A 26,377-nucleotide genomic window follows, 5' to 3' on the forward strand; every position below is an offset into this window, starting at 1 on the left:
TTACTTTATTTAACAGCTTTTTCAATACAAACACATATTCGCCACTGATTTGTCCACATTATCCACATTCTGTGGATAACTTTCTTAAAAACTATACACAGAGTTATTCCCGATTTGTTCACATTTTTCTGTGTATAACTTTTTCATTCGTATTTTTTCTGTAATTTTTCCCTAAGTTGTTCATAAAAAATTCAAAGCTATTCGATAGACTAAAGGAGTAGGAAACAGATATACTTAATATAGAAAATTCAGATGCACTTATTGGGAGGTTATTTTATGCAACGAAAAGATGTTACACCTAATTCAGATAAAAAAAGTTTATTGCAAAAATTTGGGATTGGTTTAGCTGGCGGCTTACTTGGTGGCGCTCTTATTCTAGGAGGCGCTTATTCTGGGATTATTCCCACACCCAACGGCGGAAATAATGCGGCGACGACGACATCCACTAATCACGGCGACACAAAAGTCAGCAATGTAAGTTACAATGTGTCTAGCGATGTCACAAAAGCCGTGAAAAAAGTTCAAAATTCTGTGGTTTCTGTCATTAATATGCAAAGTGCTAGCAACAATTCTTCGGCAGATGATCCTTTTGGGGGATTGTTCGGTGGGAATGAAGGTACTCAAGACTCTTCTGGCAACAATGGTAACGATTTAGAAGCAGCCAGTGAAGGTAGTGGGGTTATTTATAAGAAAGATGGTAAAACGGCTTATGTCGTGACAAATAACCACGTCGTAGATAAAGCGCAAGGATTGGAAGTTGTTTTATCTGATGGTACCAAAGTGAAAGGCGAATTAGTCGGAACCGATGCTTACACGGATTTAGCCGTGATTAAAATTTCTTCCGACAAAGTTGATCAAGTCGCTGAGTTTGGAAATTCTAGTAAAATCACAGTCGGTGAGCCTGCTATTGCAATTGGTTCCCCTCTAGGCTCTGATTATGCTAACTCTGTCACACAAGGAATCATCTCTTCTGTGAATAGAAATATTACCAATAAAAATGAATCCGGTGAAACTATCAATATTAATGCCATTCAAACCGATGCTGCCATCAATCCAGGAAACTCTGGTGGTCCACTAATCAATATTGAAGGACAAGTCATTGGCATTAACTCAGTAAAAATTGTGCAATCAACTAGTCAAGTGAGCGTTGAAGGGATGGGCTTTGCCATTCCAAGTAATGACGTAGTCAACATTATCAACCAATTAGAAAAAGATGGTAAAGTGACGCGGCCAGCTCTCGGGATTACGATGTCTGATTTAACAGGTATCTCTTCACAACAACAAGAACAAATTTTAAAAATTCCAGCTTCTGTAAAAACTGGCGTAGTGGTTCGTGGTGTTGAAGCAGCGACCCCTGCTGAAAAGGCTGGATTGGAAAAATACGATGTTATCACGAAAGTTGACGGCCAAGACGTAAGCTCTACTACAGATTTACAAAGCGCGCTTTACAAGAAAAAAGTTGGCGACAAAATGGAAGTGACTTATTATCGTGGTTCTAAAGAAATGAAAGCAACCATCGATTTAACCATTGATAAATCAGCTTTAACACAACAAAATAATCGAAGCAATCAATAAAAGAAAGAAACGACCTGTTGTCTGAACAACAGGTCGTTTCTTTCTTTTATTCTCCTACCGCAAATGCAGAACCAACTTCTGCATCAAAAGGCAATTCTAAGATTCCTTTTTTAGCAGGTGCATTTGGTAAACGTAATTCTTTTGCTGAACAAATCATTCCAAAACTTTCTTCCCCACGTAAAACCCCTGGCCAAATCATTAAACCATCAGGCATCATTGCGCCTGGTTTGGCCACAACTACTTTTTGTCCTGCTTTGATGTTCGGTGCGCCACAAACAATTTGTAAGATTTCGCCGTTGTCTACTTCTGTTTGTGTGATAGATAAATGATCTGAATCTGGGTGTTTCTTACATGATTTGACAAAGCCAACCACAATTTTAGGGGTGTCGTCTTTTTCAAGGGTTTCTGAAAATCCCGCATCTTTAATCGCTGTATTGACTTTTTCAATTTGTTCGTCTGTTAAAGTCACTTGGCCGGTGCCATTAATGTCACCTAGAAGCGCTGAAGCATTGAAAATATTCCAAGCTACCACTGTTTCTGGCGCCTCAACTAAACTTACACGTGCCACATCGCCGACACGTTTTACTTGGTTTTCCGCACCTTGATCGTCCGCAACGATGACAAGTAAGACATCGCCAACGTGTTCTTTATTATATGCAAAAATCATTTCTGTTCCTCCTCTGTCGTTTTCCTGTCTTATCTTATCAAAAATTAACCCATTGTGCATACTTTTTTGTCGAAAAACTAAAAGACTTGGAAAATATGTCGCTATGACTTATTCTCCAAGTCCTCAATTTTGAATGACAAGCCGCTGATCCTTTGAAAAAACAAAAGAAACGTTAGGTCAACTCTCTATTCAATCAATAACTTTTTTTGCTTATTTTTCTTCAGAGTGAACAATTAAGACATCGCAAGGAGCTTGACGAATAATGTAGCTACTGACGCTTCCCATGACCACACGTTCGACTGCGTTTAATCCTGATTGTCCCACCATAATTAAATCAACATTGTATTTTTCAGGTAATTCATGACTCATGACTTCTTTGGGTGAACCAAACATGGTAACTGTTTCAACATTATGAAAATCAACGCTTTCAGCATACTTTTTACAATCGGCCATTAATTCTTCCGCAGCGGCTGTTTCTTGATCAATTAATTGATCATTTAACGTCGAATACCCCATCATTGTATACACTTGATTTTCTAAAATATTTGCAACAATGACTCGGCTTCCGTTTCGACGAGCAACCTCAATTGCACGTTCATAAGCTAAATTGGCTTGATCACTACCGTCTACGCCGACAAGAATATTTTTATACATTTGTTCTTCCATTTTCGTCACCTTCCCGATGGAGGCTGATCTAAAAGGCTTCTTTGACTAAGAAACTAGAGTCAAAAATGAATTTAGGACCCTTGCGCAGAACGCCCTTTTGTCCAGCTGATTCTCTCTTAATTTAATGGTTCCTCTGGTTCATGAAAATTAGCCTAAGCTAGTTAAAAATGCACTGATTTCTTCTTTTGTTTTTCGGTCTTTGTTTACTAAGCGTCCTAACTCTTGACCGTTTTCAATTACGACAAAACTCGGAATACCAAAAATATTCCACTCGGCAGCCACGTCAATAAACTGATCACGGTCGACTTCGATAAATTGAAACGCTGGAAATGCTTCTTCAATTTCAGGCATGACTGGTTTAATGAAACGACAGTCTCCGCACCAATCAGCAGTAAAGAAGAAAACATTTTTACCTTTTTCAACATAAGTTGCTAGTTCTTCTAATGAATTGGGATAAATCATTTAAACATCCTCTACTTTCCGTAAACAATTGTATTAACTGTTGATTTATCCAAGCCACGTAATGCTTGTAACAACATTTCCCGCGCTGCTTCATAATCCGCAATACTAAACATTGTTTGATGCGTATGGATGTAACGACCACAAACGCCGATGACTGTACTTGGTACACCATTATTAGTTGTGTGCGCTGCCCCAGCATCCGTTCCGCCTTTAGAAACAAAATATTGATACGGAATATTGTGTGTCGCAGCTGTATCTAATAAATATTCACGTAAGCGAGGCAATGTGATCAAACCTGGGTCGAAAATCCGTAATAACGTTCCTTCACCTAAATGACCATACGTCCCTTTTTTCGTATGAATATCATCTGCCGCTGAACAATCCACCGCAAAGAAAATATCTGGATTAAATTTATGAACAGATGGTTTAGAACCACGTAAACCAACTTCTTCTTGTACGTTTGCCCCAGCAATTAATGTGTGGCCTAATTCTTCATTTTGTAACGTTTCCAATGCATCTAATACCAACGTACAACCATAGCGGTTATCCCATGATTTACTGATAATATTTTTGCCATTGGCTGTTTTAATCGTTTCTGTTTGTGGAACAATGGAATCCCCTGGACGAACGCCAAAGCTTTCAGCTTCTTCTTTTGAAGAGAATCCTGCATCAAATAACACATCAGAGACTTCTAATTGTTTTTGACCACTCGTACCACGCAACAAGTGTGGCGGAATAGATGAAGAAATACATGGATAGTTCCCTTTACTTGTTTTTAACGTAAAACGTTGTGCTGAAACAACATAGGGATTCCAGCCACCTAAAGGAACCACTTGGAATAAACCATTATCGTTAATTTGAGTTAACATGAAGCCAACTTCGTCCATGTGGGCTGCTACCATTACGCGTGGCGCTGCTTCCACTTTTGAACGTTTAATCCCAAAAATACCGCCTAAACCATCATATTGAACATCGTCCACTAACGGGGTGATATGTTCTTTCATGTACGCGCGAATGTCGTCTTCAAATCCGCTGGTTCCTTGTAATTCAGTTAATTCCTTGATTCGTTGAAATGTTTTTTCTTCCATAGATGTATGTCCTATTGCTTTTGATTTGTTGGAAATTACGCCAACCAAGCGTCACTTTTTCTCTAAAAAGTCACTTTATCCTGTCGATAAAAATAGGTACTCCTTTCATATGATTTCACTCTTATTATAACGCAAATACTAGAAAATGCACATTGCTTTCTCTTTTTAAACGTGACAATGAGAATGCCCTAAAAGAATGATTGAAAAACTTTTTTTATTTCTCAGCGGCCCCTTCTCTATGGTAAAATAAGAGTGATACTGACAAAAGTAATAGTAAGCAGAAACCGACCAAGGGAGGTCATACAAATGAACGAAGAAAATGAGTTGACATACTTTAAAGGCGGCTTAGCGCTAGGCGTTGGTCTTGGTTTAGTAGGCGGCATTGCCTCAACCTTGTTCTACCATAAGAAAAAAACAATCTCCGCTGATCTCGTCTTAGAAAATGTAAAAGCTGCTTTTTTAAAAGAAGGACCGATTGAAGGTTCGTGGATTGAGTTTGAGAAAAAGCCCTTGCGGAAATTCGCCATCCACTCCAAAACATATACTGGAGGAATTTGCCGCATTGAAGACGACGGCATTGTTCAATACGAATTCACTGCAGATGCCTACACAGGAACTGTCATTGACATCCAACGATTAAAAGATTAAAAAGATTGTTACAAAAGCACTTATTTGCTTTTGTAACAATCTTTTTTTCTTCTCATTTGTTTTTTGTAAAAGGGATGTTTATTTTATGTCAAAAAAATCAAATCAATGATGAATAAATACTCAAAAATCGAATGATTTCTGCATGGAAATCAGCTTAAATCTTTACTTATCAACGTTTGTCCACTTTTTTCATAAAAAAGATTAGACATTTTTTAAAAATTGATAAAAGAATAATCATTTCTAACGATTTTTTAATTTCTCCTTTTCATTTTTACATTATACTGAGAGTATTGCTAAAAATGAAAAGGAGCGTGTCAAATGAAGAAATCTGTTTTATTTACTTCATTACTTGTATTATCAAGCTTAGCTTTAGCGGCCTGCGGCGGTGGCAGTGACGATAAAGGAGCTAGCAACGGCGGCAGCGACAACCAAGTATACACAATGGTTGAATCCCAAGAAATGCCTAGTGCCGATCCGTCCCTTGCGACAGATGAAGTGAGTTTTACCACTTTAAATAATGTCTACGAAGGAATCTATCGTTTAGATAAAGACAACAAACCCGCGCCTGCTGGTGCAGCCGAAAAAGCGACTGTTTCAGAAGACGGTTTAGTTTACAAAGTTAAATTACGTGAAGAATCAAAATGGTCTGATGGCAAACCAGTTACTGCTGCAGATTACGTTTACGGTTGGCAACGAACAGTGGATCCTGCCACTGCTTCAGAATATGCCTACATGTTTGAACCAGTAAAAAATGCTGAAAAAATTTCTAAAGGAGAACTACCTAAAGAAGAATTGGGCATTAAAGCAATCAATGATCATGAATTAGAAATCACCTTAGAAACAGCAACACCATATTTTGACGATTTATTGGCTTTCCCTTCTTTCTTGCCGCAACGTCAAGATATCGTTGAACGTTTTGGTAAAGATTATACAAAGAGTAGCGATAAAGCAGTCTACAATGGTCCGTTTACGCTAACTGAGTTTGATGGTCCCGGAACAGATACTAAATGGTCTCTAACTAAAAATGAAGAATATTGGGATAAAGAGACTGTCAAGTTAGATAAAGTCGCTATCAACGTGGTGAAAGAAGCCCCAACTGCCTTAAATCTTTATGAAACTGGTGAAGTGGATGATACGTATTTATCTGGCGAACTGGCCCAACAAATGCAAAACTCGCCTGACTTGGTCCAATTAAAAGCCGCTTCTTCTTTCTATTTAGAAATGAATCAAGCAGATGAAAAATCACCATTGACCAACGCAAACTTACGTCGTGCTATGTCTTATGCCATCGATCGCGATTCATTAGCTAAAAACATTTTAGCCAATGGCTCTCTTCCTTCACAAGGCTTCGTTCCTGTGGATGTCGCGAAATCACCAAAAACGGGTGAAGACTTTGTTAAAGAAGCTGGTAGCGACAAATTAGTCAAATACGACAAGAAAAAAGCTGTGGAATACTGGAACAAAGCGAAACAAGAACTTGGTGTTTCCAACTTAACGGTTGATTTAATGGTAGACGACTCTGAAGGCGCTAAAAAAATGGGCGAATATCTTCAAGGATCACTATCTGATACTTTGGAAGGCTTAAAAGTAACTGTGACGCCTGTCCCAATGGCCGTTCGTTTAGATCGTACCTTAAAAGGGGATTTCCAAATCGCTGTTCGTGGTTGGAGTGCCGACTATTCAGACCCAATTAACTTCTTAGATTTATTAGAAAGCTCAACTTCTAATAACCGTGGACGTTACAGCAATCCTGAATACGATAAATTCATTGCTGCGTCCAAAACCACAGATGTTAACGATCCTGAAAAACGCTGGGAAGATCTAATCAACGCTGAAAAAACAGTAATTGCTGATATGGGTGTTGTGCCAATTTACCAAAAAGCAGAATCACACTTACGTGCACCAAACGTGAAAGAAATTATTTATCATCCAACAGGTGCTAAATACGACTTCAAGTGGGCGTATAAAGAATAATCACTCGATTAAATTTAGAAAAAGATTTGGAACAATAGCGATTTTGGCTATTGTTCCAAATCTTTTTTATATAATCCCGATTAAAGAACCTAACAACCCAAAAATCACAGTAAAAATAATTAAAGCAATCGGCGTGCGTCCTTTTTTCAACATAATAAAACAAAACAGCGTAAACACTAAAGGTAATAAATTGGGCATGATTGTATCAAACAATTGTGTTTGAAGGTCTAACTTAGTGTCTTTCAAGCGAAAAACAAAAGTTGTCGTTAATTGTACACTCTTCGGAATCAACGCGCCCACCACGGAAATTCCTACAATTGTTGCTGAACGAGATAATTTTTTGGTACTTTCGCTTAAGACCGAAATTGCTTTGACGCCCATTTTATAACCTAGATTAATTAACCCAATTTTGGCAGCCATATACGGAATATTAAATAACAACAAGAAAACAATTGGTCCTAAGATATTGCCTTCTAATGATAGTTGTGAACCAATCGCTGCTGCAATCGGCAAAACGGTTAAATAAAATAACGCATCCCCAATTCCGCCTAACGGGCCCATCAACGCTGTTTTAATCGCTTGAATGGATTTTGGTGATTCTTTTGACTCTTCCATTGCAATAATCACACCATGCATGAACGTCACCAATTGTGGATTCGTGTTCATAAATTGTAAATGATTTTCCAAAGAAAGAGCTAAGTCTTCTTTATCACGATGAATCTTTTTCAATCCTGGAATTAATGAGTAGGTCCAGCCGCCTGCTTGCATTCTTTCATAATTAAATGAAGATTGTAGCAGATACGAACGGAACATTATTTTTTTTAACTCTTTTTTTGTTATTACTTTTTCGGATATCGTATCATTATATGTTTCTTCAGATGCCATCTTCTTCAAACCCTCCATTATTATTTGATGCAGTGACTGTATTATTTCTTTGTGCGTAAAATTCATATAAAGCAATTGCGACAGCTAAACCTGCAACCGCTAATGTATCTAATCCTAAATAGGCAGCCATAACAAACCCAAAAATAAAGAACGGTACGTAGGATGTTTCCCACATCGTTTTTAATAACATGGCGAAACCTACTGCTGGCATCATACCACCTGCAACGCTCAAGCCATGAATACTCCATTCGGGTAGAATAGAAATGAAACTAGATGCTTTATCAGCACCAAAGAAAATACATAAAAATACTACAAAAAAATAACAAATGAATAAAACGATTGGTAAAAAACTAGACATTCTTTCGATGCCTCTTGTATCTGCTTTTTTTGCATAAGCATCAAATTTATGCATAATTGGTGACATCGCTGTATATAACAAGGTAATTAACGCTTGCGCTGCAACTGCGAAAGGAACAGCCAAACCTACGGTCACTTGTGGGTCAGATTTTGTGATAATTGCTAACGCTGTTCCAATAACTCCCCCAATTACTACGTTGGGTGGTTGCGCACCGCCGATTGCTACTGCACCAATCCAAACTAACTCTAGCGTTGCTCCAGTGATTAACCCTGTGTTGACATCTCCCAATATTAAACCAACAATCAGCCCTGTAACAATCGGACGATGAATATGTGTCTGTAAGACAAGCTTATCAACCCCTGCTATACCAGCCCAAATTCCTACCAAAATTGCCTGTACTAACATTTTTTTCCTCCTATTAGACTTCGTCTACTTTTTATAAACTGTTTCACCATTTACTAAGGTTTCTAGTACTTCGTATTTCTCATCAATAATTGTAAAATTACCTAAAAGCCCTAGTTTGATTTCTCCCATAGATTCGTTCACATTCAACAAACGAGCTGGATTTTTCGTGACTGAATTAATAGCAATCACTTCTGGAAGTAATGCTTTTTCAACAAGGTTGCGAACCATATTATTTAAATGGTTCGTACTTCCAGCTAACTTGCCATTCGCTAAACGGACCACATTTTGTTCATCAATAACCATTTCGATCCCTTTTTCTGGTTTTGGATAAACGCCTGGTTGACACCCTTTGGCCCAGATAGAATCTGTCACAGCAATTAAATAGTCCTTGCCTTTTAGTTTGGCTAACACACGTACTAATGAATAATCAACATGTACCCCATCAGCAATAATTTCAGCAAACGTTTCTTCACTATCCAAAGCAGCAACTACTGCGGTTGGTTTCCGGTGACTGATATCTTCCATTCCATTAAACGTATGGGTAAAACTTTTTGCACCTGCTTCGACAGCTGCCATTGCTTGTTCATAGGTTGCAGCCGTATGGCCAATTGAAATGACTACATCATGTTCATGACAATATGTAGTCAAGGCATTCTCTACATCATTTTCTGGTGCCAACGTCATTAATTTTATGTGCCCTTTTGCTAACTCTTGCCATTTTTTAAATGTCTCAACGGATGGTTTTACTAATAACTCTGGATTATGAGAGCCACGAAATTCTTCAGAAATCATTGGTCCTTCCGCATGAATCCCTATGATTTGTGCCCCGTTGGTTCCTTGGTCTTCCTCAATAAATGAACCAATCACTTCAAATGAATGTTCCAAGTCTTTTGGAAATGTTGTTGACGTTGTTGGTAAAAAAGCTGTAATCCCCTCTTCTGGAAGGTAAGCTTGCCACTCTTTGATAAATTCATGATTGGCATGATTGGCATCCCCACCATGCCAACCATGATCATGAATATCAATAAATCCTGGAAGAATGCGATTTGCTCCGTATTCTTTATCGACAGCTTTTTCATTGTACGGTAGAATTGCAACAATTCGTTGTTCTGACACTTCAACTTGAGCTGGTTGAAATTGTTCGTTAATCCATACGTTTTTACTTTGAATAATCATTCTTCCCACTTCTTCTCTTCAAAATTATTGTCCAACATTACTTTTTTATGAAAATAATGCATCTAAACTTTCTTCTGGCGTTGACGGTACACGTTGAATCGAAAGTTTAACACCTAATTCTTGTAGCTTTTTAAAGGCGTCTACATCTGTTTTATTAACGGCAACAGCGGTAGCTACTTGTTTTTTGCCTTCTTCCATATGCATATTACCAATGTTTAATTTTTCAATTGGCACACCACCCTCTACCAAGCGCAATGCATCAACAGGATTATCAACTAACAGAAAAATCTTTTGTCTTTCTGAGGCTTTATGAATGACCTCAATCGTTTTCTTAATGGAGAAAAAACGGGTTTGTACTTCTGCAGGGGCCGCCATGTTTAACAATTGTTGGCGCATTGTATCCTCAGAAATTGCATCATTTGCGACTAAAATTAAGTTGGCGCCTAAAGAACCGTTCCATTGTGTTGCGACTTGACCATGAATCAAGCGATTATCAATTCTTGTTAATAAAATATTCGGCATAGTGCTTCCTCCTCTTTTCTAATTGGTTAAATTCCGTCTGCTTCTTCTTGAGTATTTGCTTGTGGTTGTTCTAGTTTTTTATGAACAATCCCGTCTCTGGCTGAATCTGTGACCATTGAAACAAAATCTTCTACGTTCGTGCTGATTGTGCGTAATGCAAGCCCTTCAAGAACCATCGGTAAATTTGTTCCTGCTAGCACTTCGACATTTGGATAATTACTTGCGACAGTCATTGAAATTCTAAACGGTGTGCCACCTAAAAGATCAGTTAAAATGACCACTGCTGGACACGTCTCCAGCATAGAGTCAACGGCTTTACGAATGTTTGACTCTAATACATCAAGCCCTGTATCATTGAAAAAAGGGACTGCCTGAACATTTGCTTGCTCTCCTGCAATCATACTAACTGATTGATGCATTCCAGTTGAAAATACCCCATGTCCCGTTAAAATAAGACCTATCATTTATTCTTTCTCCCCTAACTATTTACTGAGCTTACTATTTAATTGGATAAGCAGAACTTATTCCTCAAAGAGTGTAACAATTCTTGTGACAATTGAGTATGCTTTCCCATGATTTTGGACAATGATTTCTATTTAAGAACATGTCCCTATATAGATACAAGGCGTCCCAACTTAAAGATGCTTTTGAAAAAATGCTCGATTACAACCGTTAACCCAAACGAGCCAACAAATGTACCCATATACAACACAAGAATAACCAAGCTGACTGGTTGATTGGTTAAAAACGGATGGACCAGTTTCAAGACCAATTGAAAAACAAAAACATTCGCTAAATAACTGCGATACGCATAAGTGGCTATCCATTTAACTATTGGTAAAAGACGAATCTTTTTGGCTATTCCTTGTGTTCCCAAATAAAAAACCAACCCGATAATCAGTAAACTATAGGCACTTTGAAGAGGATCCAAATAAGGTAGATCGTTCGGTGTCATCTGTGTTCCATCAAATAAATTCCCTTGGACTGCCTGCCAAAAAATAAAAAGAAACAACAGAAATAGTGCCACTCTTGTCTTTTTCAAGAAAGTAAAAATTTCCCCTTGATACTTCGCTGTGATGACCCCGAAAATACCATAAATGAGATAACTAAGCCCTGAACGATCTATTAAGTACCAAAGAGAAGTTTCTGCATATGGAAAAATCATTTTCTGGTACCAGAAGCACCAAAGGATATGCGCACCGATTGTAAAAAAAACAATTGGTAAAATCACTTTTTTGTTTTTTGTAATTCTTGTTGCCAACCAAATAAAATACGGCATAAATAATTGGAATTGCAACATCATTACGGCATACCATAGATGTGCCGCGCCATCACCACTGAGAACTTTTCCTAGAAATCCTAGGGGCGTTTCATAGGGCATTCGTTGTTGTAAACTAGGAAAAGCGTATAGATAGAGACTGGACCAGACCACATAAGGAAGCACCAATTCATAAAATTTTTCCTTTAAAAATTCAAGATACGATTCAGCTTGACTCTTTAACACCATGTTGTAAATAATTGCAAAAATAAACATGGGTGCCGAATATTTAGACATTCGGTAAAAACTACCGATTGAATTCATTGCTTCCGTTTGTGGAGAATGTGTCAACACGTATGATAAAACCGTTTGTAAAATAACTGATGCTACAGCGAAAACTTTTAAAAAATCGCTGATATTCAGATTTATTGGTTGTTCTTTACTCATGTACGTCCTCTTTCTTTCAATAATTTAGCGTGTAAGTAAGCGCTCGGATTAAGAACTTACTCACACGCTATTCACGCTTCTTTGATTTACATTGCTAGCGATTCATAATTGGCTAACAAGATGCCGCGTTCTTCAATCGCTTCTTTGACTTCTTGAGACGTTAATATTTCCACTTCACGAATTCGAGGCATACAATACCCTGATTGATTTTGTAAAATAGTATCGATAAACGCAGGATGACAATTGATTTCAAAGACCTCTCCTTCACTACAAACAACCATATCAAGCAATTGCAAGATGGTTTCAGTTGAAATCGCCTTGTCATAAAATTGGTACAACATTTCATCTGGCGTGCGAACATCCTGATATAACTCTAAATAGTCTTTTGTTTCAATACTTCTTGAGGCGTTACGTAAAGGTAATTGATATTTGCGAGCAAGTGCCAAAGCTACGCCCAATAACTTTTTATTTTTTCCATGAACGTTATGATGAGAATCAATATGATCAGGGCGTCTGCCACTTTTCATAAATGAAATAATTTGAGCATCCCATTCGTTATAAACCTCTTCTAAATTGACTTTTTCTTCAAAAATCGATTGATGCCAAAAATAACCAGCTTCATCTACTAAGGAAGGGACCATTTCTCGAGGTAAAATAGGTTTTGCTTGGTTCAATGTCAATGTTAAATGGACACCGATAGCTAAAGTCGGTGCACTGATTCGAGCACTCTCCATGGCCTCTAAAAAATAAGGAGAAGTTGGTAATGCAGTTGTTGAAGTAACCACGCCACGTTTGTGTGCTTCAATGATTCCTTGCGTTACCGCTGGCGTGTAACCAAAATCATCAGCGTTGATAATTAATTTTTTATTGCTCATTTTTCCCCACTCTCTCTTCTGTTTCATGAATTTTTAGTTGTTTCTCTATTGATTGTAGCTAAGTGACGCCTTTTTTTATAGCTAGTTTTCTGATTGAGTGCTATAATCTACAAATAAGACCATGTCCCTAAAAAAGGACATTACGTTCACAAACGACAGGAGGGATCAGCATGCTGTTTTTAACCTATGATCCACAATTAAATCCAACAGAATTAGAGATTTACAAGTATATTAGCCACAATATTGAAAAAGTTCCTTATATGACAATTCGAGAATTAGCAGATGAAATTCATTTCAGTAAAACGGCAATCTGGCGTTTTTGTCAAAAATTCGAGTGTGAAGGCTATACAGATTTTAAATTTAAATTGAAGAATTATCTAAGCGAACGAAAAAAAACAGCCCAACCAAAATCTTTAGATGAAACAATGCTGATTCATTTTTTGCAACGCTCATCAGAAGAATTATTAGAAGGACGGATTGTTCAAGCTGCGGAATTGCTGGCAAAAAAAGAATTTGTTCTTTTTATTGGCGAAGGAACGTCCAAAGTCCTAGCTGAATTTGGTGAAATTTATTTTTCCAGTATCTACAATTTATCTGCTTCTGTATCCCATCTTTTTTCCCATCCCGTTAGCAAATTATCCGAAGAAACGGCTAAAAAAGTGGGCGTTATCGCCTTATCAGTTTCGGGTGAAACACAAAAAGTTCGGCAAAATATTGATTATTTCATCGAAATGGGAATTGATGTAATTGCCATTACAAATAGTGAAAAAAGCACGATTGCTCAACTTTCAACAGTCACGATTCCCTACTATATCACAACCGAGAAAAGTTCCATTGCAGACGTAACGTCCCAACTACCTGCACTATTCTTAATAGAAAAGTTGGCGAAAACTGTTTCAACGATGTTAAATGAGTGTCCATAATCACTAAAAAAAATAGGAAGGAACTAGCAATTCATTTTGCTAGTTCCTTCCTTTTTAATTCTTCTATACTTATTTATACTGACACGTTTCTAAATGATCATTCACCAATCCCGCCGCCTGTAAAAAGGAATAGACTGTCGTGACACCTAAAAATTTAAATCCTCGTTTTTTTAACGCTCGACTAATCTGTTGCGATAATTCCGTGGAGGCTGGAACCTCTTCTGGGTGCTGCCAGTGATTAACGATTGGTTGCTGATCGACAAAGTTCCAGAGGTAGCGATCGAAGGAGCCAAATTCTGCCTGAACTTCTTGAAAAACTTGCGCATTCGTGATGGTCGCTTGAATTTTTAAACGATGACGAATCACACCAGGATTTGCTAGTAAAGCTAAAATTTTTTCCTCATCATATCGCGCAATTTTCCGATAATCAAACGCATCATAAGCTGCTCTGAGCGTTTCTCGTTTATTCAAAATAATCGCCCAGCTTAAGCCTGCTTGCATACTTTCCAAGGTCAATAACTCAAATAACTGTTGCTCTTCATGAACTGGACGTCCCCATTCATCATCATGATAGGCTTGTATCTCTTCAGTTGTATTCGTTGCCCAAGTACATCGCTCCATTGTCCTGCCTCCTTTTATTTGCTAAAAAAGATGCGAACAAAGGCACTGCCTGTTGTTCCACACCTTTTCTTATTCCTAATAAAATGCCCAGAAGTTTAACGCTTCATTCATCACTTCTTCGGCTGTAAATGTCCGTTTTGAATGGCCCTTTTCTTCTGAATCGTTTGGATCATTAATCCAGAAATCGCCTTTTTCATCCACACCACTCATCACCATAATGTGACCAGTTGTAGTGAAATAGCCCGGTTTTACAGAAATAATGACTGGATGACCTTCCTTCAAGAAAGCTGCCACTGTTTCAATATCCCCAATTTCTTGACAGTTATAGCCTTTCATTTCAGCATATGCACCAAAAATAGACCACGCCGTCCCTTGCCCTTCCATAAAGAAGTCATTTTTTGCCCAAGCTAACACATCCAGAGGGGTAACTTCTTGGTGATCCATGTATGAACCAACCATTGCAAGTGACACAATCGCACATCCATTAATTTCGATTGTATTCGGCTTATCTACATTGCCAAATCCGTACGCGGTGTCTTTCCATTTAGCATCTGTCTGCAATTCTAACGGCAAATCCAGATGTCCATCATATTGCTTCTTTTCAATTTCTTGATTGACCTGTTGTCCATAGCTTAAAGGTTTGACTTTTTTCTCAATTTTAACTGGTGCTGGTTCTTTTGTTTTACTTGATTCAGCACTAGCTTTAACATATGAATCATCAAACCAACTTGAAAACCCACCTGATTTCATCGGCGAAAACTGCGCTAACAACCCGCCAAAGCCAAACGATACCAACAACACCGTGAGAACTTTTTTTTGGTAACCTGATGGTTTTTTTGACATACTATTCATCCTTTTCTATCTATTGACTACATCCGATAATCTTATGTATTTCTTATATGCTCACACATTATACTACTTTCTTTTTCGAAAAACAGAAACGTTGGTAAATTCTCATAATTATTGAAGGCGAACATATTTTCTTGAATTTTATCACAAAATTAGGTAAAATACAGGTAATTAGTCATTTGAGTTTTATTCTATTTTATTCGTAAAGGAGGCAGAAGAATGGATCAACATAAAGCTACCATCAAGAGCATTTCTAAACTGATTACGCTCTCTTCCCAACATTTCTTTTCGGCATTTTTAGAAGATTCTCAAGATCAAAAGAATAAAGAAAAGGAACGCAGTGCGCTTTTACAAGAGCTCCAAGTCGCTGCCGCCCAAAAATCCTTAGTGGTCTTACAATTGAAAGAAGTCCCTACAGCGCATAAATTCGAAACGGTGATCGGCTGGATTGTCTCAAAAAATATTTCGGACAATATCGTCGTTCGTTTACAAACGGATGAACAACAGTTGCGCATGATTCCTGTTGCTTCTGTCATGAAAGTCAGCACGTTAGCCAATCGTCACCAACGTCAAATTCACTAGAATATTGAAGTCTTTATAAAATAAATGGAAACCACCAAGCCTGTCGATTGCAGGTTGGTGGTTTCTTTTATTTATGACTTTAGTCAAAATCCCATGAAACTTCTGACTTAGGACTCAACTTATTTCTTAGGAACAAATAATTGCGGTGCTACTTTTGCCAATAAGCCTAGAACTAGACTTACATACAAACAATTGACGACGGTACTCGTACCGTTTAGTACAAAAGAATAGAGGTATGGGCTCATCCCTTCTGGTGCATACATGCCCCAAACCAATACACCCGCCCAAAAATGCCAAAACCAGCGGGCGAAGACTGCGACAACACTTCCTAAAATAATCGTACGAATGGCTGATTTTAAACGATTCGCTTGAAAATACAGTTGAATTTTTCTAGCGAATACGCCACCCATTCCTCCAAACGCAAAAGCAAAGGGATATTCAAAAATAATCTGTGGAACGGACAAGAAATTTTTCATGGCTGTACCGAGAATAATATTTAACATGCCCCAAACAAAGCCTGCTGCAACTCCAGGAAGCAACCCACGACGAAACGAATAAAGAACTAATGGGACCATTCCCAACGATAGGTCCAAGCCACTATTGGCAAATTCAATCGGTAAAAAAGAGAGGGCCATTGCCATTGCTGCGACGACTGTTCCTTCTACCCAAATACGTAAATCCATTTTTCTAGCCAAACAAATTTCCTCCTATGTTCTGACGCTCTCAACCACTAATACATCGTTATTTTACCATAGGGACTTTAGAAAAACACGTTTGTCGAACAAGCAAAAAAATAGCTGATCAGCATTTAAGGGAATCAACTCCTACTCTAACGCATGCCAGCTACTTTTTATCCATTAATCATCCCGCTCAGTTGTCAAAATTTTACCAGAATGAGCATCGATTTTTACCTCTATTTTTTGTTGGCCCTCTTTCACTTTTACTTCCCAATAGGTGATTCCTAATTCTTTCTCTAACTTCCAATCTGTTGCCTGGCCGACTTTCGCTTCTTTTTCAGCCAAGGTTGTGGCTTGTTCTCTGGAAATGATATTTGTTAAATCAAGTGCCTCTTCTTGCATTTTAACGCCATTTTGTTCATCAACATCCAAGGTTTCGACTTTTTCTTTTGTGAATTCGCCTGTTTCTGCGTTCACTTCAACTTGATATTCTTTTTGCTGATCCACGCCTTCTATTTCATAAAAATAACGTCCAAAATCTGTATCTAACTGCAGACTTGTTATTTTAGCTTCTGGATATTTTTTCTCAAATGCTGTCGTTACTTTTTCTAAAGAGACAGCTACCGCACTTGTCTTCTCTGATGTCGTCGTTGCTTCTTGTTGTACGGATGAACTTGTTTCAGTAGTTGATATTACTGTTTCTTTTTGTTCATTTGTTGATGAAACAGCTGTAGGTGTTTTGGCTGTACAGCCAGCTACCAAAAAGAGTGCCAAGCCAGTCATAGAGCCATAGAGTATTTTTTTCATTAAACAACCTTCTTTCCTTTTTATCATTTTATTATACTTGATTTCTCATCCAAATCATAGCTACAAAAAAAAGCCCTACTTTAGTTGATAAAGTTAGAGCTCTCTCAGCCTTCATGGGCCAACATAAAAATTTCACCGAAATCATTCTCTTGTTCAATGTGCCAAATGCGTTTTTCACTATTATAGACAAGCGTTGCCAAAATTTCTTCTTTTTGGTATGACGTATTTTTCATCTTGCTAAGTGAATCTTCCACCAAGTAAATAGGAATCCGATATTCTTCTTTATCCACTTCCGTTTGTTGGAAGCAAAAAATAACACCTTCTTGCAAGATACCTTTCATATTTTTAAGTAATTCAGGACTTAATTTTTCGACAGGCGTATTTCGTTTAAAGAAGGCCTTTTTCTGGTTGACTTTCTCTAAAACAACACGTGTAATTTTATCAGCAAAGATTCGATAAAATTCATCAATATAACGATAATAGACACGCGTCATCTGATCTGCAAATTCAAAAAAGACAAAATCATTTTGTAGCTTATAAAAGAAAGGCGAATGCAAACTATTCTTCATGTGTCCAAAATAAAGAAGTTCCGAAATTTCTAATGGCGTTAGCTCTTTTAGCATCGTCACATCGGAAAAGTCAATCCATTTAATTTCTTCAGTCATCCAACGACGTTGTAGCGATTGAAAATAGCGATTGACGCTTTCTTCTCCGCGAATAATTTTCAAGCCTGAATGCATATCGTATTCGCCAGCTTCGGCAGAAGGATCTAATAATAGTAAGTTCTGTGGATGATGCACAATTGAACGAACAAAATCGGAATGGGTAATTCCTTTAGATAAAACCGCGTTGCTGGTTACATCTATATGTACATAAATTAAATCAAGCAAATTCCCATCTCCCCTCTACTAGCCTCCTTACCATTTTACAATATTTTCAAAAGAAAAGCTTGTTTCTTTTACTTTAAAATTCCATTACAAAATGAGGATTTTTTTGAAAAATCAATCGATTCAGTTGTTTTTTATTAAATCAAGGTCCAGCTAGCTTACCTATTCACCAAAGAAAATAAATAGGTTTTTCAAATAAATTGTGGTAAACTTGATACATTAAAAGGAGGGAGAATATGCGCCCAAAAGAGAAAAAAAGAGGAAAAAATTGGTTAATCAACAGCTTATTAGTTTTACTATTTATCATTGGCTTGGCCTTAATTTTTAACAATCAGATACGCAGTTGGGTGGTTCAACAAAATAGCCGCTCGTACGCCGTTAGCAAGTTGAAACCAGCTGATGTGAAGAAAAACATGGCCCGTGAAACAACGTTTGACTTTGATTCAGTTGAGTCCTTGAGCACAGAAGCGGTGATGAAAGCCCAATTTGAAAACAAAAACTTACCTGTGATTGGTGCCATTGCGATACCAAGTGTCGAAATTAATTTGCCCATTTTTAAAGGATTGTCAAATGTCGCTTTATTAACTGGTGCGGGGACCATGAAAGAAGATCAAGTCATGGGGAAAAACAATTATGCCTTGGCTAGTCATCGAACGGAAGATGGTGTTTCCTTATTTTCACCTTTAGAAAGAACCAAAAAAGACGAACTCATTTATATCACTGATTTATCTACTGTTTATACATACAAAATAACTTCTGTAGAAAAAATCGAACCAACTCGTGTTGAGTTAATTGATGACGTTCCTGGTCAAAATATGATTACCTTAATTACCTGTGGCGATTTACAAGCAACGACGCGAATTGCTGTTCAAGGAACATTAGCAGCAACGACGCCTATTAAAGACGCCAACGACGATATGTTAAAGGCTTTCCAATTGGAGCAAAAAACCTTAGCCGATTGGGTGGCTTAATAAAAAAATCCTTAAAAAGTTTTGACACTTTTCAAGGATTTTTTGCTTTATTTCATCGCTTGACGTTCTTGCTGTTTCAGACGAGCAAAACCATAACGAATACCTGCAAATAATAAAACTAACGGAGATAAGAAAACAGAGATCATTAACCATTCACTTGTATACATACTACTAAAAGATAAATGATACGTGACAGCATACACTAGCGGCAGACTCATTATCAACAATAAATAATACAAACTCAATTCAAAAACATAGGATAAATAACTACTGTTCATCTTACTTCCCTCCTGTCTCTTTTTCCCTGAACAATTTGTTAACACTATTGTACCAAGGGGAAACAGAAAGTACTATCGGACTATAGTCCTAATCTTTCAGCTGTGCTTTTATTTTTTTCAACCATTCTGAGGTACCTGCTTCCACTAAGCGGTAAGTTTCCTCAAAATCTCCAGTATAATAAGGATCAGGTACGTCCATGGTTTCTTTACCAGCCACAACTTCCATAAATAAATGAATCCGCGGTTGCTCTTCTTGAGGAGCTAATGCTTTTAAATCGGCCACATTATTCGTATCCATCCCAATGATATAGTCATATTTTTTAAAATCACTTGGCTGGATTTGTGTCGCCCGCATTCCTTGATAGGAAATTCCTTGTTGCTCCAAAATTTTTCTGGTTCCCTTATGTGGCTGACTGCCAACTTCCCAGTGGCTAGTAGCTGCTGAAAACACTTGAATAGTCGATTCTAAACCGGCTTGTTGGACTTTCTGACGAAAAATCGCTTCTGCCATTGGCGAGCGACAAATATTGCCTAAACAAACAAATAACACAGTTACCACAACGTTTCACTCCTTCATAAAACTTTTTATCCTTCACACATTACTCATTGGCTTCTTGTTCATACAAATGATAAGCCATAAATTCTGTATCTTTCGCTAAACGGAATAATTGCGTCGCCATTTCCAAAGGAGTCTGAGGATATTCCTCAAGAATCCATTTCGTTAAGACGCCGCTACATCCATAAGAAAAGAAATTCGCATAAAATTGTTTATCTTTATCTGTTAAATGGTTCTCAACATCGACTTGTTCAAATAATGAAATAAATAAGCGATTGGTCGAAGCGGAAAAAACATTAAGAAGAACTTCTGAATCTGAGGTCACCGTTGTATAGTAAAAATGACTCTTCTCTTTAATCGCTTTTAATAACTTCAGGGCTTGTTCCTCCCAGTTTTCCAAACAAATATCTGTTTCCAAGTAAATCAATGCATCGTGACGATAAATCCAACGTAATAAATCATATTTATCTGTAAAGTGATAATAAAATGTTTGGCGATTCAAGCCCACTTTTTTGGTAATATCTTGGACACTTATTTTACGAAAATCCTTTTGTTCACATAATTCTATTAAAGCTGAAGCGATTGCTTGTTTTGTATCGTGCGTTCCGCTCATGCTGATTCCTCCGCTCCTAATATGTATATACCTCTATAATTGCAAAAAAATGGCCAGATTACAATATTTTCAGATACATTTTATGCATATATTTAAAATTAAATGAATAAAAAAAGCGGCAACTAACGATTTTTGTTAGTTGCCACTCCTTGTTATCAATTATTAATAGATGACTATTTAGCCTGGAAAACGCCATACAACAGCGCGGAATCCTGCTGGTGGTGCTGGTGACCAGTTAGAGTTAGAAGAAACATAACCAGAACCTCCTGGGTTGTTCGCTTCAACGATTTGGACACTTCCACCACTTACACCTGTAACTAAGACAGTATGCACGCCACCAATCCAGCTATCTGGACTATAGGCACTTTCATATTGAACAACATCGCCTGGTTGCACGTTACTCCAGCTAACTTGTGTTGCGCCAGAAGCAACATAGCCACTGTTTGGACCACCATAACCGAAGTTAATACCGCCTGCCGCTAACCAGCGACGAACAGATACTAAACATTCGCCTGGTTGATTCCAACCTGTTGCATAAGAATTACCAACATCTGCTAAAGCTGCATTAATTGCGGCTTGTTTTCCTGAAGTCACGCCACCATTCCCTGGTTTTGCTTCATTACCTTTTTCAGGAGTCGTTGGGTTAGTTACAGGAACTTCTTTTTCTTTTTCAGGTGCTGCTGCAGGTGTTGTTACAACACTTTCTGTTTCAGTACTTGAAGTTGTTGTTTCTTGCGTTGTGGTACTTTCAGTAGTTGTTGATGATTCTACTGCTGGTGTTGCGGCTTTTTCTTCAGCAGCAGATGCTGCTGCCTCATTGGCTGCTTTTGTTGCTTTCGCTTGCTCTGCTGCCGCTTTTTGTGCTGCGGCTTGTGCTTGCGCTGCCGCTTGTTCTTCTGCTTTTTTAGCAGCTGCACGTTGGCGTGCTTGTTCTTCTGCTAAACGTTTTTCCGCTTCTTTTTTCTGTTTAATGAAGCCGTCTTTTTTCCCTTGTTCTTCAGAACGTTGTGCTTCTAAATCATTTTTAGCCACTTCTTGTTGAATCTTCAATGTTTTTAATGATTCTGTTTTGTCATTTAGTTCTTTTGTTGCTGCTTCTAATTCAGCAATTTGTTTTTCAACATTCTTTGTTTTCTTTTCAACAGTCGCTTTGTCTTCTTTTTGTTGTTCTAGTAATTCATTGTTGGCGCTCATCATTGTTGAGACCGCTTGAACGCGACCAATTGCATCTGCTACTGAATCTGCATCTAAGACAGCATCAATAATTGAATCACTTTGACCATTCACTTGGACATCGCGTGCTTGTTTTGTCATCTGTACTTCACGTTTTTGAATACGGACATTCAAATCAGAAATTTCACTATATAATTTAGATACTTCTGATGATAGCTTGTTCTTTTTAGCTGTTAATGTATCGATTTGTTTGGCCGTTTCAACCATATCATTTTCAATCGCGGCAACTTTTGCTTCTGCATCTGACATTTGGCTAGTTAACGCATTAATTTTTTGATCTTGTTGTTGAATCTTTGTATCGTATTCATCTGCAAATGCTGCGGATGGCAACGCTACGCTTGTTAAGGTAATGGAACATACCATTAGAGCCGATAATACACTTTTCTTCAATCTGTTGTCCTCCGAAAATCCTTTTTTGTTAAGCTTTTTTATTATTTATTAAAATTTGAATAAATTTCTCTTTTTCAACGATAGAGCAATTGTAGCATAGCTGTATGTCACTGAGATAATATGGATGTTACAGTAATATTTCAATTTTCTTCTTGTAAATGACAAAAAAAAGCTTCACTTTTTTCACAACTTTCTTCATGGCTCCAGGGTAAGCTTCTCATTGTTTTGTTATTTAAAGAGAATAAAAAAAGCGAAAAATGCTAACAAATGAGCATTTTTCGCAAACGAACAAAATTTTCAATTTTTATTTTACGGAAAACAGTTTTTTCAGTGGATAAGATAAAATAACATACCACACCATGTTCAATAGCAATGTAGGGCCCAACACACGTGTAATAAATAAAATTGGGCTGACATCCGCTAAATGAAAGGCCACTTGAATCAGTACCGCAATCAGTTCATACAACGTGGTAAAAATAACGATCCCAAAAAAACCAGTTAATAAATTTGTTTGAATTACTTCTTTAAATGTATACATCAACATAACCGAAAGCGTCAGTGCGACTGTATAAATCCCGATAATGCCAATGTAGTAGCTATCGCAAATAAAGCCTAAAATTAACGAAGTAATTAATAAATAACGTTTAGAGAAATTAGGAACGGCAAACATAAACGCAAGTAATAACAGATGAGAACTGGCGAAGTAAACATTGCTTGTCCACGTTTCAAAAGACTTTGTTAAATGAGCATCAATTAACATTAAGAAAAACAAGAGAATAGGTGTGACGTATTTTAAATACTCTTTCCGAATCATTCGCTTTCCCCTGCCGATCTTTTCACGACCGTCACAACGGAGATACCATAGACATCCGCATAAGGTTTCACATACACTTCACGATCTAAACCAAAACTATCTGGTTTCACTTTAATAACTGTCCCTACCGCTAAATCGGCTGGGGAATTACCACCTAAGCCAGAAGTCTGAACGACATCGCCTTCTTTCAGAGTGGCATCGCCAGTTAATTGTGACACAATTAATGCATTTGTCTTATTGTCGTAATTTTTAAGTAAACCAAACGATTCGCCATTTGCGGAAGTTACTCGCACAGGGAAATGGTTCGAGTTGACATTTTTAGACGTTAGTAGTTCCACTTTTGCAGTCGTTGCATTGACTTCAATGACACGCCCCACTAACCCTTTTTGCGCCATGACCGCCATGCCCGCTTCAATGCCGTCATTGGTTCCTTTATCGATAATTAATAAGTCTTGCCAAGTATCCGGCGAACGCGTAATGACATTCGCAGTTACTTTTTCATAGTTGGCCAACGTTTCGTTCAGATTCAATTCTTGTTTTAAACTATCAATTTCACGTTTATAGTTATTGTTTTGGACAGCTAATTCATTATAGCTATCAATTTTTTCTTTTAGACGTTCGTTTTCTTTAAACGTGTTAATTAAATTGCCCATTGAAGACAAGCCATTTTCCACCACACGAGCTGGAAAAGAAATCACACGGTCCACCATACTAACGCTATTATTGACGCCACCTTGAACGACATTGGTTTTGCCTTTTTCAGAACGTTGCGCAGCAGTTAAACTAATAATGGTTACTAAAATAATGACTAAAATTAAGGTAATGATTATATTTTTATTTGGATTAAATTTTTTCACAAAGACACCCCAGATATTCTTCAGACTGATAGTATTAATTTTACCACTAATTGACTATAAACAAAAGAGTTGGCGATCGTCTTTAGCTTTTTTTATCATTTCTTTTTTAGGGCTTGTTTTCAACGAAAAAACCAACGAAAAGAAAGGAAGCTTCCTTGGTTTTCGTTGGTTTAAAAAGAAATTATTTTTCTTTGTTTTCTTCGTTTAATAATGCTTTTCTTGACACGTTGACACGGCCTTGTTTGTCAATTTCAGTTACTTTGACAAGGACTTCGTCGCCTAATTTCACGACATCTTCAACGTTGTTCACACGTTCGTTTGCTAATTGAGAAATATGGATCAAGCCATCTTTGCCTTTAATTAGGTTAACAAATGCACCAAATTTTTCAATGCGGACAACTTTTGCTAAGTAAACTTGACCGACTTCGACTTCTTTGGTTAATTCTTCAATAATCTTGATGGCTTTTTTAATCATTTCAGCATCTGATGAAGCAATACTTACGTTACCGTCTTGATCGATATCAATCTTAACACCAGTTTCATCAATGATGCTGTTGATTGTTTCGCCACCTTTACCAATGACATCTTTAATTTTCGCTGGTTTAATTTGAATCATTTCAATTTTCGGTGCATATTGACTTAATTCTTCACGAGGGGCAGCAATCGTTGTTGTTAATTCTTCTAGAATTTCCATCCGTGCTTTCTTCGCTTGGTCTAATGCTTCCGTTAAAATTTGTTCTGTAATTCCTTGGATTTTGATGTCCATTTGTAAAGCAGTGATTCCGTCTTTCGTTCCCGCTACTTTAAAGTCCATATCGCCAAGGTGATCTTCTAAACCTTGAATATCTGTTAAGATTGTATAGTTTTCGCCATCACTAACAAGACCCATTGCAATACCTGCAACTGGCGCTTTAATTGGCACACCCGCATCCATTAATGCTAATGTTCCCGCGCAAATACTTGCTTGTGAAGAAGAACCATTTGATTCTAACACTTCTGCCACTAAGCGGATTGTGTAAGGGAAGTCTTCTTCTGATGGAATAATTTGTGCTAAGGCACGTTCACCTAACGCACCGTGACCGATTTCACGACGACCTGGTGAGCCCGCGCGTCCTGTTGAACCAACAGAGAATTGTGGGAAGTTATAATGATGGATGAAACGTTTGCTATCTTGGACACCCAACCCATCGATAATTTGATGTTCCCCTAAAGGCGCTAATGTACAAACGGATAAAGCTTGTGTTTGACCCCGAGTAAATAAGCCAGAACCATGCACACGTGGTAAAATACTTACTTCTGATGATAAATGACGAATTTCGTCTAATTTACGGCCATCCGGGCGAATCTTATCGATCGTGATTAACTCACGTACGACATCTTTTTCAAGATCTTCCGCAATTTGTTTCACTTCTTTTAGTAATTGCGCTTCTTCTTCGTGTTCCGCAAATTTTTCAGCGTAAACTTCTTTGACTGTATCTTTTACTTTGTCAATTTCAACTTCACGTGCTAATTTTTCTTCCGTCATTACGGCTGTTTTCATTGTATTGTAGTACGCATCAAAAATTTCTTTTTTAAGATCAGCGTCCACTTGCAATAAGTCCACGTCCATTTTTGGTTTACCTACAGCGGCAACGATTTCTTCTTGGAACGCCACTAGTTCTTTAATGGCATCAAAACCGAAAAGTAAGGCACCTAACATATCTTCTTCTGATACTTCTTTGGCACCACTTTCAACCATATTGATGGCTTCTTTTGTTCCAGCAACAGTTAATTCAATATCTGTTTGTTCCGCTTGTTCTACCGTTGGATTTAAAACATATTCGCCATTAATACGGCCAACGTCAACACCAGCAATTGGTCCATCAAACGGAATATCTGAAATTGCTAACGCTAAGGAAGACCCAAACATTGCAGCCATTTCTGGTGTACAATCTTGATCCACACTCATAACGATATTCGTGATTTGAACTTCGTTACGGAAGCCTTCTGAGAACATTGGACGAATAGGACGGTCGATTAAACGAGCGGTTAATGTCGCACGTTCACTTGGACGACCTTCACGTTTAATGAAGCCGCCAGGAATTTTTCCTACCGCATACATTTTTTCTTCATAGTTTACAGTTAATGGGAAAAAGTCTACATCTTTTGCTTCTTTAGAGGCAACAGCAGCACTTAAAACGACCGTATCGCCGTAACGTACTAAGACAGCTCCATTGGCTTGTTTGGCTAATTGGCCGATTTCTACTTCTAGTGGGCGGCCGCCCCAAGTTGTTTTAAAGACTTGTTTTTCTGTCATAATTCTTCTCCTTTACT

29 protein-coding genes are annotated in these 26,377 nt (G+C 37.7%); 6 read left to right on the forward strand and 23 right to left on the reverse strand.

Annotation, left to right across the window (positions count from 1 at the left end):
* The first annotated feature begins 276 nt into the window (after positions 1-276).
* Positions 277-1,575, forward strand: a complete 1,299-nt coding sequence (locus IGK54_RS11765) for a S1C family serine protease (RefSeq protein ID WP_002368406.1) — start codon at positions 277-279, stop codon at positions 1,573-1,575.
* Between the two features lie 46 nt (positions 1,576-1,621).
* Here the strand turns inward: IGK54_RS11765 and ytpR are convergent, their stop codons facing one another.
* From ytpR to pepA, 4 genes are all read right to left on the reverse strand, one after another.
* Positions 1,622-2,242, reverse strand: coding sequence for a YtpR family tRNA-binding protein (gene ytpR / locus IGK54_RS11770; protein ID WP_002361057.1), 621 nt, complete (start codon positions 2,240-2,242; stop codon positions 1,622-1,624).
* 210 nt (positions 2,243-2,452) lie between these two features.
* Positions 2,453-2,908 carry a universal stress protein gene (locus IGK54_RS11775; RefSeq protein ID WP_002385249.1) on the reverse strand — a complete coding sequence of 152 codons (456 nt, stop codon included), beginning with the start codon at positions 2,906-2,908 and terminating at the stop codon, positions 2,453-2,455.
* A gap of 147 nt (positions 2,909-3,055) precedes the next feature.
* Positions 3,056-3,370: a thioredoxin family protein gene (locus IGK54_RS11780; protein WP_002355015.1), complete on the reverse strand. Its 315-nt coding sequence runs from the start codon at positions 3,368-3,370 to the stop codon at positions 3,056-3,058.
* 11 nt (positions 3,371-3,381) lie between these two features.
* Entirely contained in the window at positions 3,382-4,458 is a 1,077-nt protein-coding gene (pepA, locus tag IGK54_RS11785) for a glutamyl aminopeptidase (protein ID WP_002355013.1), read from the reverse strand.
* A gap of 306 nt (positions 4,459-4,764) precedes the next feature.
* Between pepA and IGK54_RS11790 the strand changes: the two genes are divergently transcribed.
* Both IGK54_RS11790 and IGK54_RS11795 read left to right on the forward strand, forming a co-directional pair.
* On the forward strand, positions 4,765-5,106 hold the full coding sequence (locus IGK54_RS11790) for a PepSY domain-containing protein (protein WP_002355012.1): 342 nt from the start codon (positions 4,765-4,767) through the stop codon (positions 5,104-5,106).
* Between the two features lie 318 nt (positions 5,107-5,424).
* The gene (locus tag IGK54_RS11795; RefSeq protein WP_002355011.1) at positions 5,425-7,080 is read left to right on the forward strand and encodes a peptide ABC transporter substrate-binding protein; all 1,656 of its coding nucleotides are present in this window, start codon (positions 5,425-5,427) and stop codon (positions 7,078-7,080) included.
* A gap of 66 nt (positions 7,081-7,146) precedes the next feature.
* Here IGK54_RS11795 and IGK54_RS11800 read toward each other — a convergent pair whose 3' ends face one another.
* The 7 genes from IGK54_RS11800 to IGK54_RS11830 form a co-directional block, all read right to left on the reverse strand.
* Positions 7,147-7,983, reverse strand: coding sequence for a PTS system mannose/fructose/sorbose family transporter subunit IID (locus IGK54_RS11800; protein WP_002396861.1), 837 nt, complete (start codon positions 7,981-7,983; stop codon positions 7,147-7,149).
* Positions 7,955-8,728, reverse strand: a complete 774-nt coding sequence (gene agaW / locus IGK54_RS11805) for a PTS N-acetylgalactosamine transporter subunit IIC (RefSeq protein ID WP_002365326.1) — start codon at positions 8,726-8,728, stop codon at positions 7,955-7,957. The genes IGK54_RS11800 and agaW overlap by 29 nt, the downstream gene beginning before the upstream one ends.
* Before the next feature lie 24 nt (positions 8,729-8,752).
* Entirely contained in the window at positions 8,753-9,904 is a 1,152-nt protein-coding gene (gene nagA, locus IGK54_RS11810; RefSeq protein ID WP_010821890.1) for an N-acetylglucosamine-6-phosphate deacetylase, read from the reverse strand.
* 45 nt (positions 9,905-9,949) lie between these two features.
* Complete coding sequence (gene agaV, locus IGK54_RS11815; protein ID WP_002355007.1) at positions 9,950-10,426, reverse strand: PTS N-acetylgalactosamine transporter subunit IIB; 477 nt, start codon at positions 10,424-10,426, stop codon at positions 9,950-9,952.
* Between the two features lie 26 nt (positions 10,427-10,452).
* A complete protein-coding gene (locus tag IGK54_RS11820; protein WP_002361048.1) occupies positions 10,453-10,890 on the reverse strand; it encodes a PTS sugar transporter subunit IIA in 438 nt (145 codons plus the stop codon).
* A gap of 146 nt (positions 10,891-11,036) precedes the next feature.
* Positions 11,037-12,131 (reverse strand): acyltransferase family protein, encoded by a 1,095-nt coding sequence (locus IGK54_RS11825; protein ID WP_430603036.1) that lies wholly within the window; start codon positions 12,129-12,131, stop codon positions 11,037-11,039.
* A gap of 86 nt (positions 12,132-12,217) precedes the next feature.
* The gene (locus tag IGK54_RS11830) at positions 12,218-13,033 is read right to left on the reverse strand and encodes a carbohydrate deacetylase (RefSeq protein ID WP_002387362.1); all 816 of its coding nucleotides are present in this window, start codon (positions 13,031-13,033) and stop codon (positions 12,218-12,220) included.
* Positions 13,034-13,176: 143 nt separating this feature from the next.
* On the opposite strand from IGK54_RS11830, the gene IGK54_RS11835 reads away from it, so the two are divergent.
* Positions 13,177-13,929, forward strand: coding sequence for a MurR/RpiR family transcriptional regulator (locus IGK54_RS11835; RefSeq protein WP_002365331.1), 753 nt, complete (start codon positions 13,177-13,179; stop codon positions 13,927-13,929).
* A gap of 69 nt (positions 13,930-13,998) precedes the next feature.
* On the opposite strand, the gene IGK54_RS11840 is transcribed toward IGK54_RS11835, so the two are convergent.
* Together IGK54_RS11840 and IGK54_RS11845 are read right to left on the reverse strand one after the other, a co-directional pair.
* Entirely contained in the window at positions 13,999-14,550 is a 552-nt protein-coding gene (locus IGK54_RS11840; protein WP_430603039.1) for a DNA-3-methyladenine glycosylase I, read from the reverse strand.
* Positions 14,551-14,625: 75 nt separating this feature from the next.
* Positions 14,626-15,402 (reverse strand): peptidase C39 family protein, encoded by a 777-nt coding sequence (locus IGK54_RS11845; protein WP_002419589.1) that lies wholly within the window; start codon positions 15,400-15,402, stop codon positions 14,626-14,628.
* Positions 15,403-15,618: 216 nt separating this feature from the next.
* On the opposite strand from IGK54_RS11845, the gene IGK54_RS11850 reads away from it, so the two are divergent.
* On the forward strand, positions 15,619-15,981 hold the full coding sequence (locus IGK54_RS11850; RefSeq protein ID WP_002354999.1) for a hypothetical protein: 363 nt from the start codon (positions 15,619-15,621) through the stop codon (positions 15,979-15,981).
* A gap of 119 nt (positions 15,982-16,100) precedes the next feature.
* Here the strand turns inward: IGK54_RS11850 and thiT are convergent, their stop codons facing one another.
* From thiT to IGK54_RS11865, 3 genes are all read right to left on the reverse strand, one after another.
* Positions 16,101-16,676: an energy-coupled thiamine transporter ThiT gene (gene thiT, locus IGK54_RS11855; RefSeq protein WP_002354998.1), complete on the reverse strand. Its 576-nt coding sequence runs from the start codon at positions 16,674-16,676 to the stop codon at positions 16,101-16,103.
* A 162-nt stretch (positions 16,677-16,838) separates the two neighbouring features.
* Entirely contained in the window at positions 16,839-17,492 is a 654-nt protein-coding gene (locus tag IGK54_RS11860) for a PepSY domain-containing protein (protein ID WP_016633395.1), read from the reverse strand.
* Between the two features lie 77 nt (positions 17,493-17,569).
* A complete protein-coding gene (locus IGK54_RS11865; RefSeq protein WP_002354996.1) occupies positions 17,570-18,355 on the reverse strand; it encodes a hypothetical protein in 786 nt (261 codons plus the stop codon).
* A gap of 233 nt (positions 18,356-18,588) precedes the next feature.
* Here IGK54_RS11865 and IGK54_RS11870 point away from each other — a divergent pair, with 233 nt between their 5' ends.
* A complete protein-coding gene (locus IGK54_RS11870; protein WP_002354994.1) occupies positions 18,589-19,323 on the forward strand; it encodes a class A sortase in 735 nt (244 codons plus the stop codon).
* Between the two features lie 47 nt (positions 19,324-19,370).
* Here IGK54_RS11870 and IGK54_RS11875 read toward each other — a convergent pair whose 3' ends face one another.
* From IGK54_RS11875 to pnp, 7 genes are all read right to left on the reverse strand, one after another.
* Positions 19,371-19,601, reverse strand: coding sequence for a hypothetical protein (locus IGK54_RS11875; RefSeq protein WP_002383277.1), 231 nt, complete (start codon positions 19,599-19,601; stop codon positions 19,371-19,373).
* Between the two features lie 88 nt (positions 19,602-19,689).
* Positions 19,690-20,160 carry a low molecular weight protein-tyrosine-phosphatase gene (locus tag IGK54_RS11880; RefSeq protein WP_002387365.1) on the reverse strand — a complete coding sequence of 157 codons (471 nt, stop codon included), beginning with the start codon at positions 20,158-20,160 and terminating at the stop codon, positions 19,690-19,692.
* Between the two features lie 40 nt (positions 20,161-20,200).
* Entirely contained in the window at positions 20,201-20,770 is a 570-nt protein-coding gene (locus tag IGK54_RS11885; protein WP_002354991.1) for a TetR/AcrR family transcriptional regulator, read from the reverse strand.
* 177 nt (positions 20,771-20,947) lie between these two features.
* Positions 20,948-22,366: a CHAP domain-containing protein gene (locus tag IGK54_RS11890; protein ID WP_002390314.1), complete on the reverse strand. Its 1,419-nt coding sequence runs from the start codon at positions 22,364-22,366 to the stop codon at positions 20,948-20,950.
* Between the two features lie 331 nt (positions 22,367-22,697).
* A complete protein-coding gene (gene mreD / locus IGK54_RS11895; protein WP_002354987.1) occupies positions 22,698-23,207 on the reverse strand; it encodes a rod shape-determining protein MreD in 510 nt (169 codons plus the stop codon).
* Entirely contained in the window at positions 23,204-24,064 is an 861-nt protein-coding gene (gene mreC, locus IGK54_RS11900) for a rod shape-determining protein MreC (protein ID WP_002383273.1), read from the reverse strand. Before mreC ends, mreD begins: the two co-directional genes overlap by 4 nt.
* Positions 24,065-24,245: 181 nt before the next feature.
* Positions 24,246-26,360, reverse strand: a complete 2,115-nt coding sequence (gene pnp / locus IGK54_RS11905; RefSeq protein ID WP_002367402.1) for a polyribonucleotide nucleotidyltransferase — start codon at positions 26,358-26,360, stop codon at positions 24,246-24,248.
* Between the last annotated feature and the right edge of the window lie 17 nt (positions 26,361-26,377).

Source organism: Enterococcus sp. DIV2384 (genome assembly GCF_050534975.1).
Lineage (GTDB): Bacteria > Bacillota > Bacilli > Lactobacillales > Enterococcaceae > Enterococcus > Enterococcus faecalis.

Coding starts and splice junctions, on each gene's coding strand:
- IGK54_RS11765 (WP_002368406.1), top strand. CDS start 277: ATGCAACGAAAAGATGTTACACCTAATTCAGATAAAAAAAGTTTATTG.
- ytpR (WP_002361057.1), bottom strand. CDS start 2,242: ATGATTTTTGCATATAATAAAGAACACGTTGGCGATGTCTTACTTGTC.
- IGK54_RS11775 (WP_002385249.1), bottom strand. CDS start 2,908: ATGGAAGAACAAATGTATAAAAATATTCTTGTCGGCGTAGACGGTAGT.
- IGK54_RS11780 (WP_002355015.1), bottom strand. CDS start 3,370: ATGATTTATCCCAATTCATTAGAAGAACTAGCAACTTATGTTGAAAAA.
- pepA (WP_002355013.1), bottom strand. CDS start 4,458: ATGGAAGAAAAAACATTTCAACGAATCAAGGAATTAACTGAATTACAA.
- IGK54_RS11790 (WP_002355012.1), top strand. CDS start 4,765: ATGAACGAAGAAAATGAGTTGACATACTTTAAAGGCGGCTTAGCGCTA.
- IGK54_RS11795 (WP_002355011.1), top strand. CDS start 5,425: ATGAAGAAATCTGTTTTATTTACTTCATTACTTGTATTATCAAGCTTA.
- IGK54_RS11800 (WP_002396861.1), bottom strand. CDS start 7,983: ATGGAGGGTTTGAAGAAGATGGCATCTGAAGAAACATATAATGATACG.
- agaW (WP_002365326.1), bottom strand. CDS start 8,728: ATGTTAGTACAGGCAATTTTGGTAGGAATTTGGGCTGGTATAGCAGGG.
- nagA (WP_010821890.1), bottom strand. CDS start 9,904: ATGATTATTCAAAGTAAAAACGTATGGATTAACGAACAATTTCAACCA.
- agaV (WP_002355007.1), bottom strand. CDS start 10,426: ATGCCGAATATTTTATTAACAAGAATTGATAATCGCTTGATTCATGGT.
- IGK54_RS11820 (WP_002361048.1), bottom strand. CDS start 10,890: ATGATAGGTCTTATTTTAACGGGACATGGGGTATTTTCAACTGGAATG.
- IGK54_RS11825 (WP_430603036.1), bottom strand. CDS start 12,131: ATGAGTAAAGAACAACCAATAAATCTGAATATCAGCGATTTTTTAAAA.
- IGK54_RS11830 (WP_002387362.1), bottom strand. CDS start 13,033: ATGAAACAGAAGAGAGAGTGGGGAAAAATGAGCAATAAAAAATTAATT.
- IGK54_RS11835 (WP_002365331.1), top strand. CDS start 13,177: ATGCTGTTTTTAACCTATGATCCACAATTAAATCCAACAGAATTAGAG.
- IGK54_RS11840 (WP_430603039.1), bottom strand. CDS start 14,550: ATGGAGCGATGTACTTGGGCAACGAATACAACTGAAGAGATACAAGCC.
- IGK54_RS11845 (WP_002419589.1), bottom strand. CDS start 15,402: ATGAATAGTATGTCAAAAAAACCATCAGGTTACCAAAAAAAAGTTCTC.
- IGK54_RS11850 (WP_002354999.1), top strand. CDS start 15,619: ATGGATCAACATAAAGCTACCATCAAGAGCATTTCTAAACTGATTACG.
- IGK54_RS11860 (WP_016633395.1), bottom strand. CDS start 17,492: ATGATAAAAAGGAAAGAAGGTTGTTTAATGAAAAAAATACTCTATGGC.
- IGK54_RS11870 (WP_002354994.1), top strand. CDS start 18,589: ATGCGCCCAAAAGAGAAAAAAAGAGGAAAAAATTGGTTAATCAACAGC.
- IGK54_RS11875 (WP_002383277.1), bottom strand. CDS start 19,601: ATGAACAGTAGTTATTTATCCTATGTTTTTGAATTGAGTTTGTATTAT.
- IGK54_RS11885 (WP_002354991.1), bottom strand. CDS start 20,770: ATGAGCGGAACGCACGATACAAAACAAGCAATCGCTTCAGCTTTAATA.
- IGK54_RS11890 (WP_002390314.1), bottom strand. CDS start 22,366: ATGGTATGTTCCATTACCTTAACAAGCGTAGCGTTGCCATCCGCAGCA.
- mreD (WP_002354987.1), bottom strand. CDS start 23,207: ATGATTCGGAAAGAGTATTTAAAATACGTCACACCTATTCTCTTGTTT.
- pnp (WP_002367402.1), bottom strand. CDS start 26,360: ATGACAGAAAAACAAGTCTTTAAAACAACTTGGGGCGGCCGCCCACTA.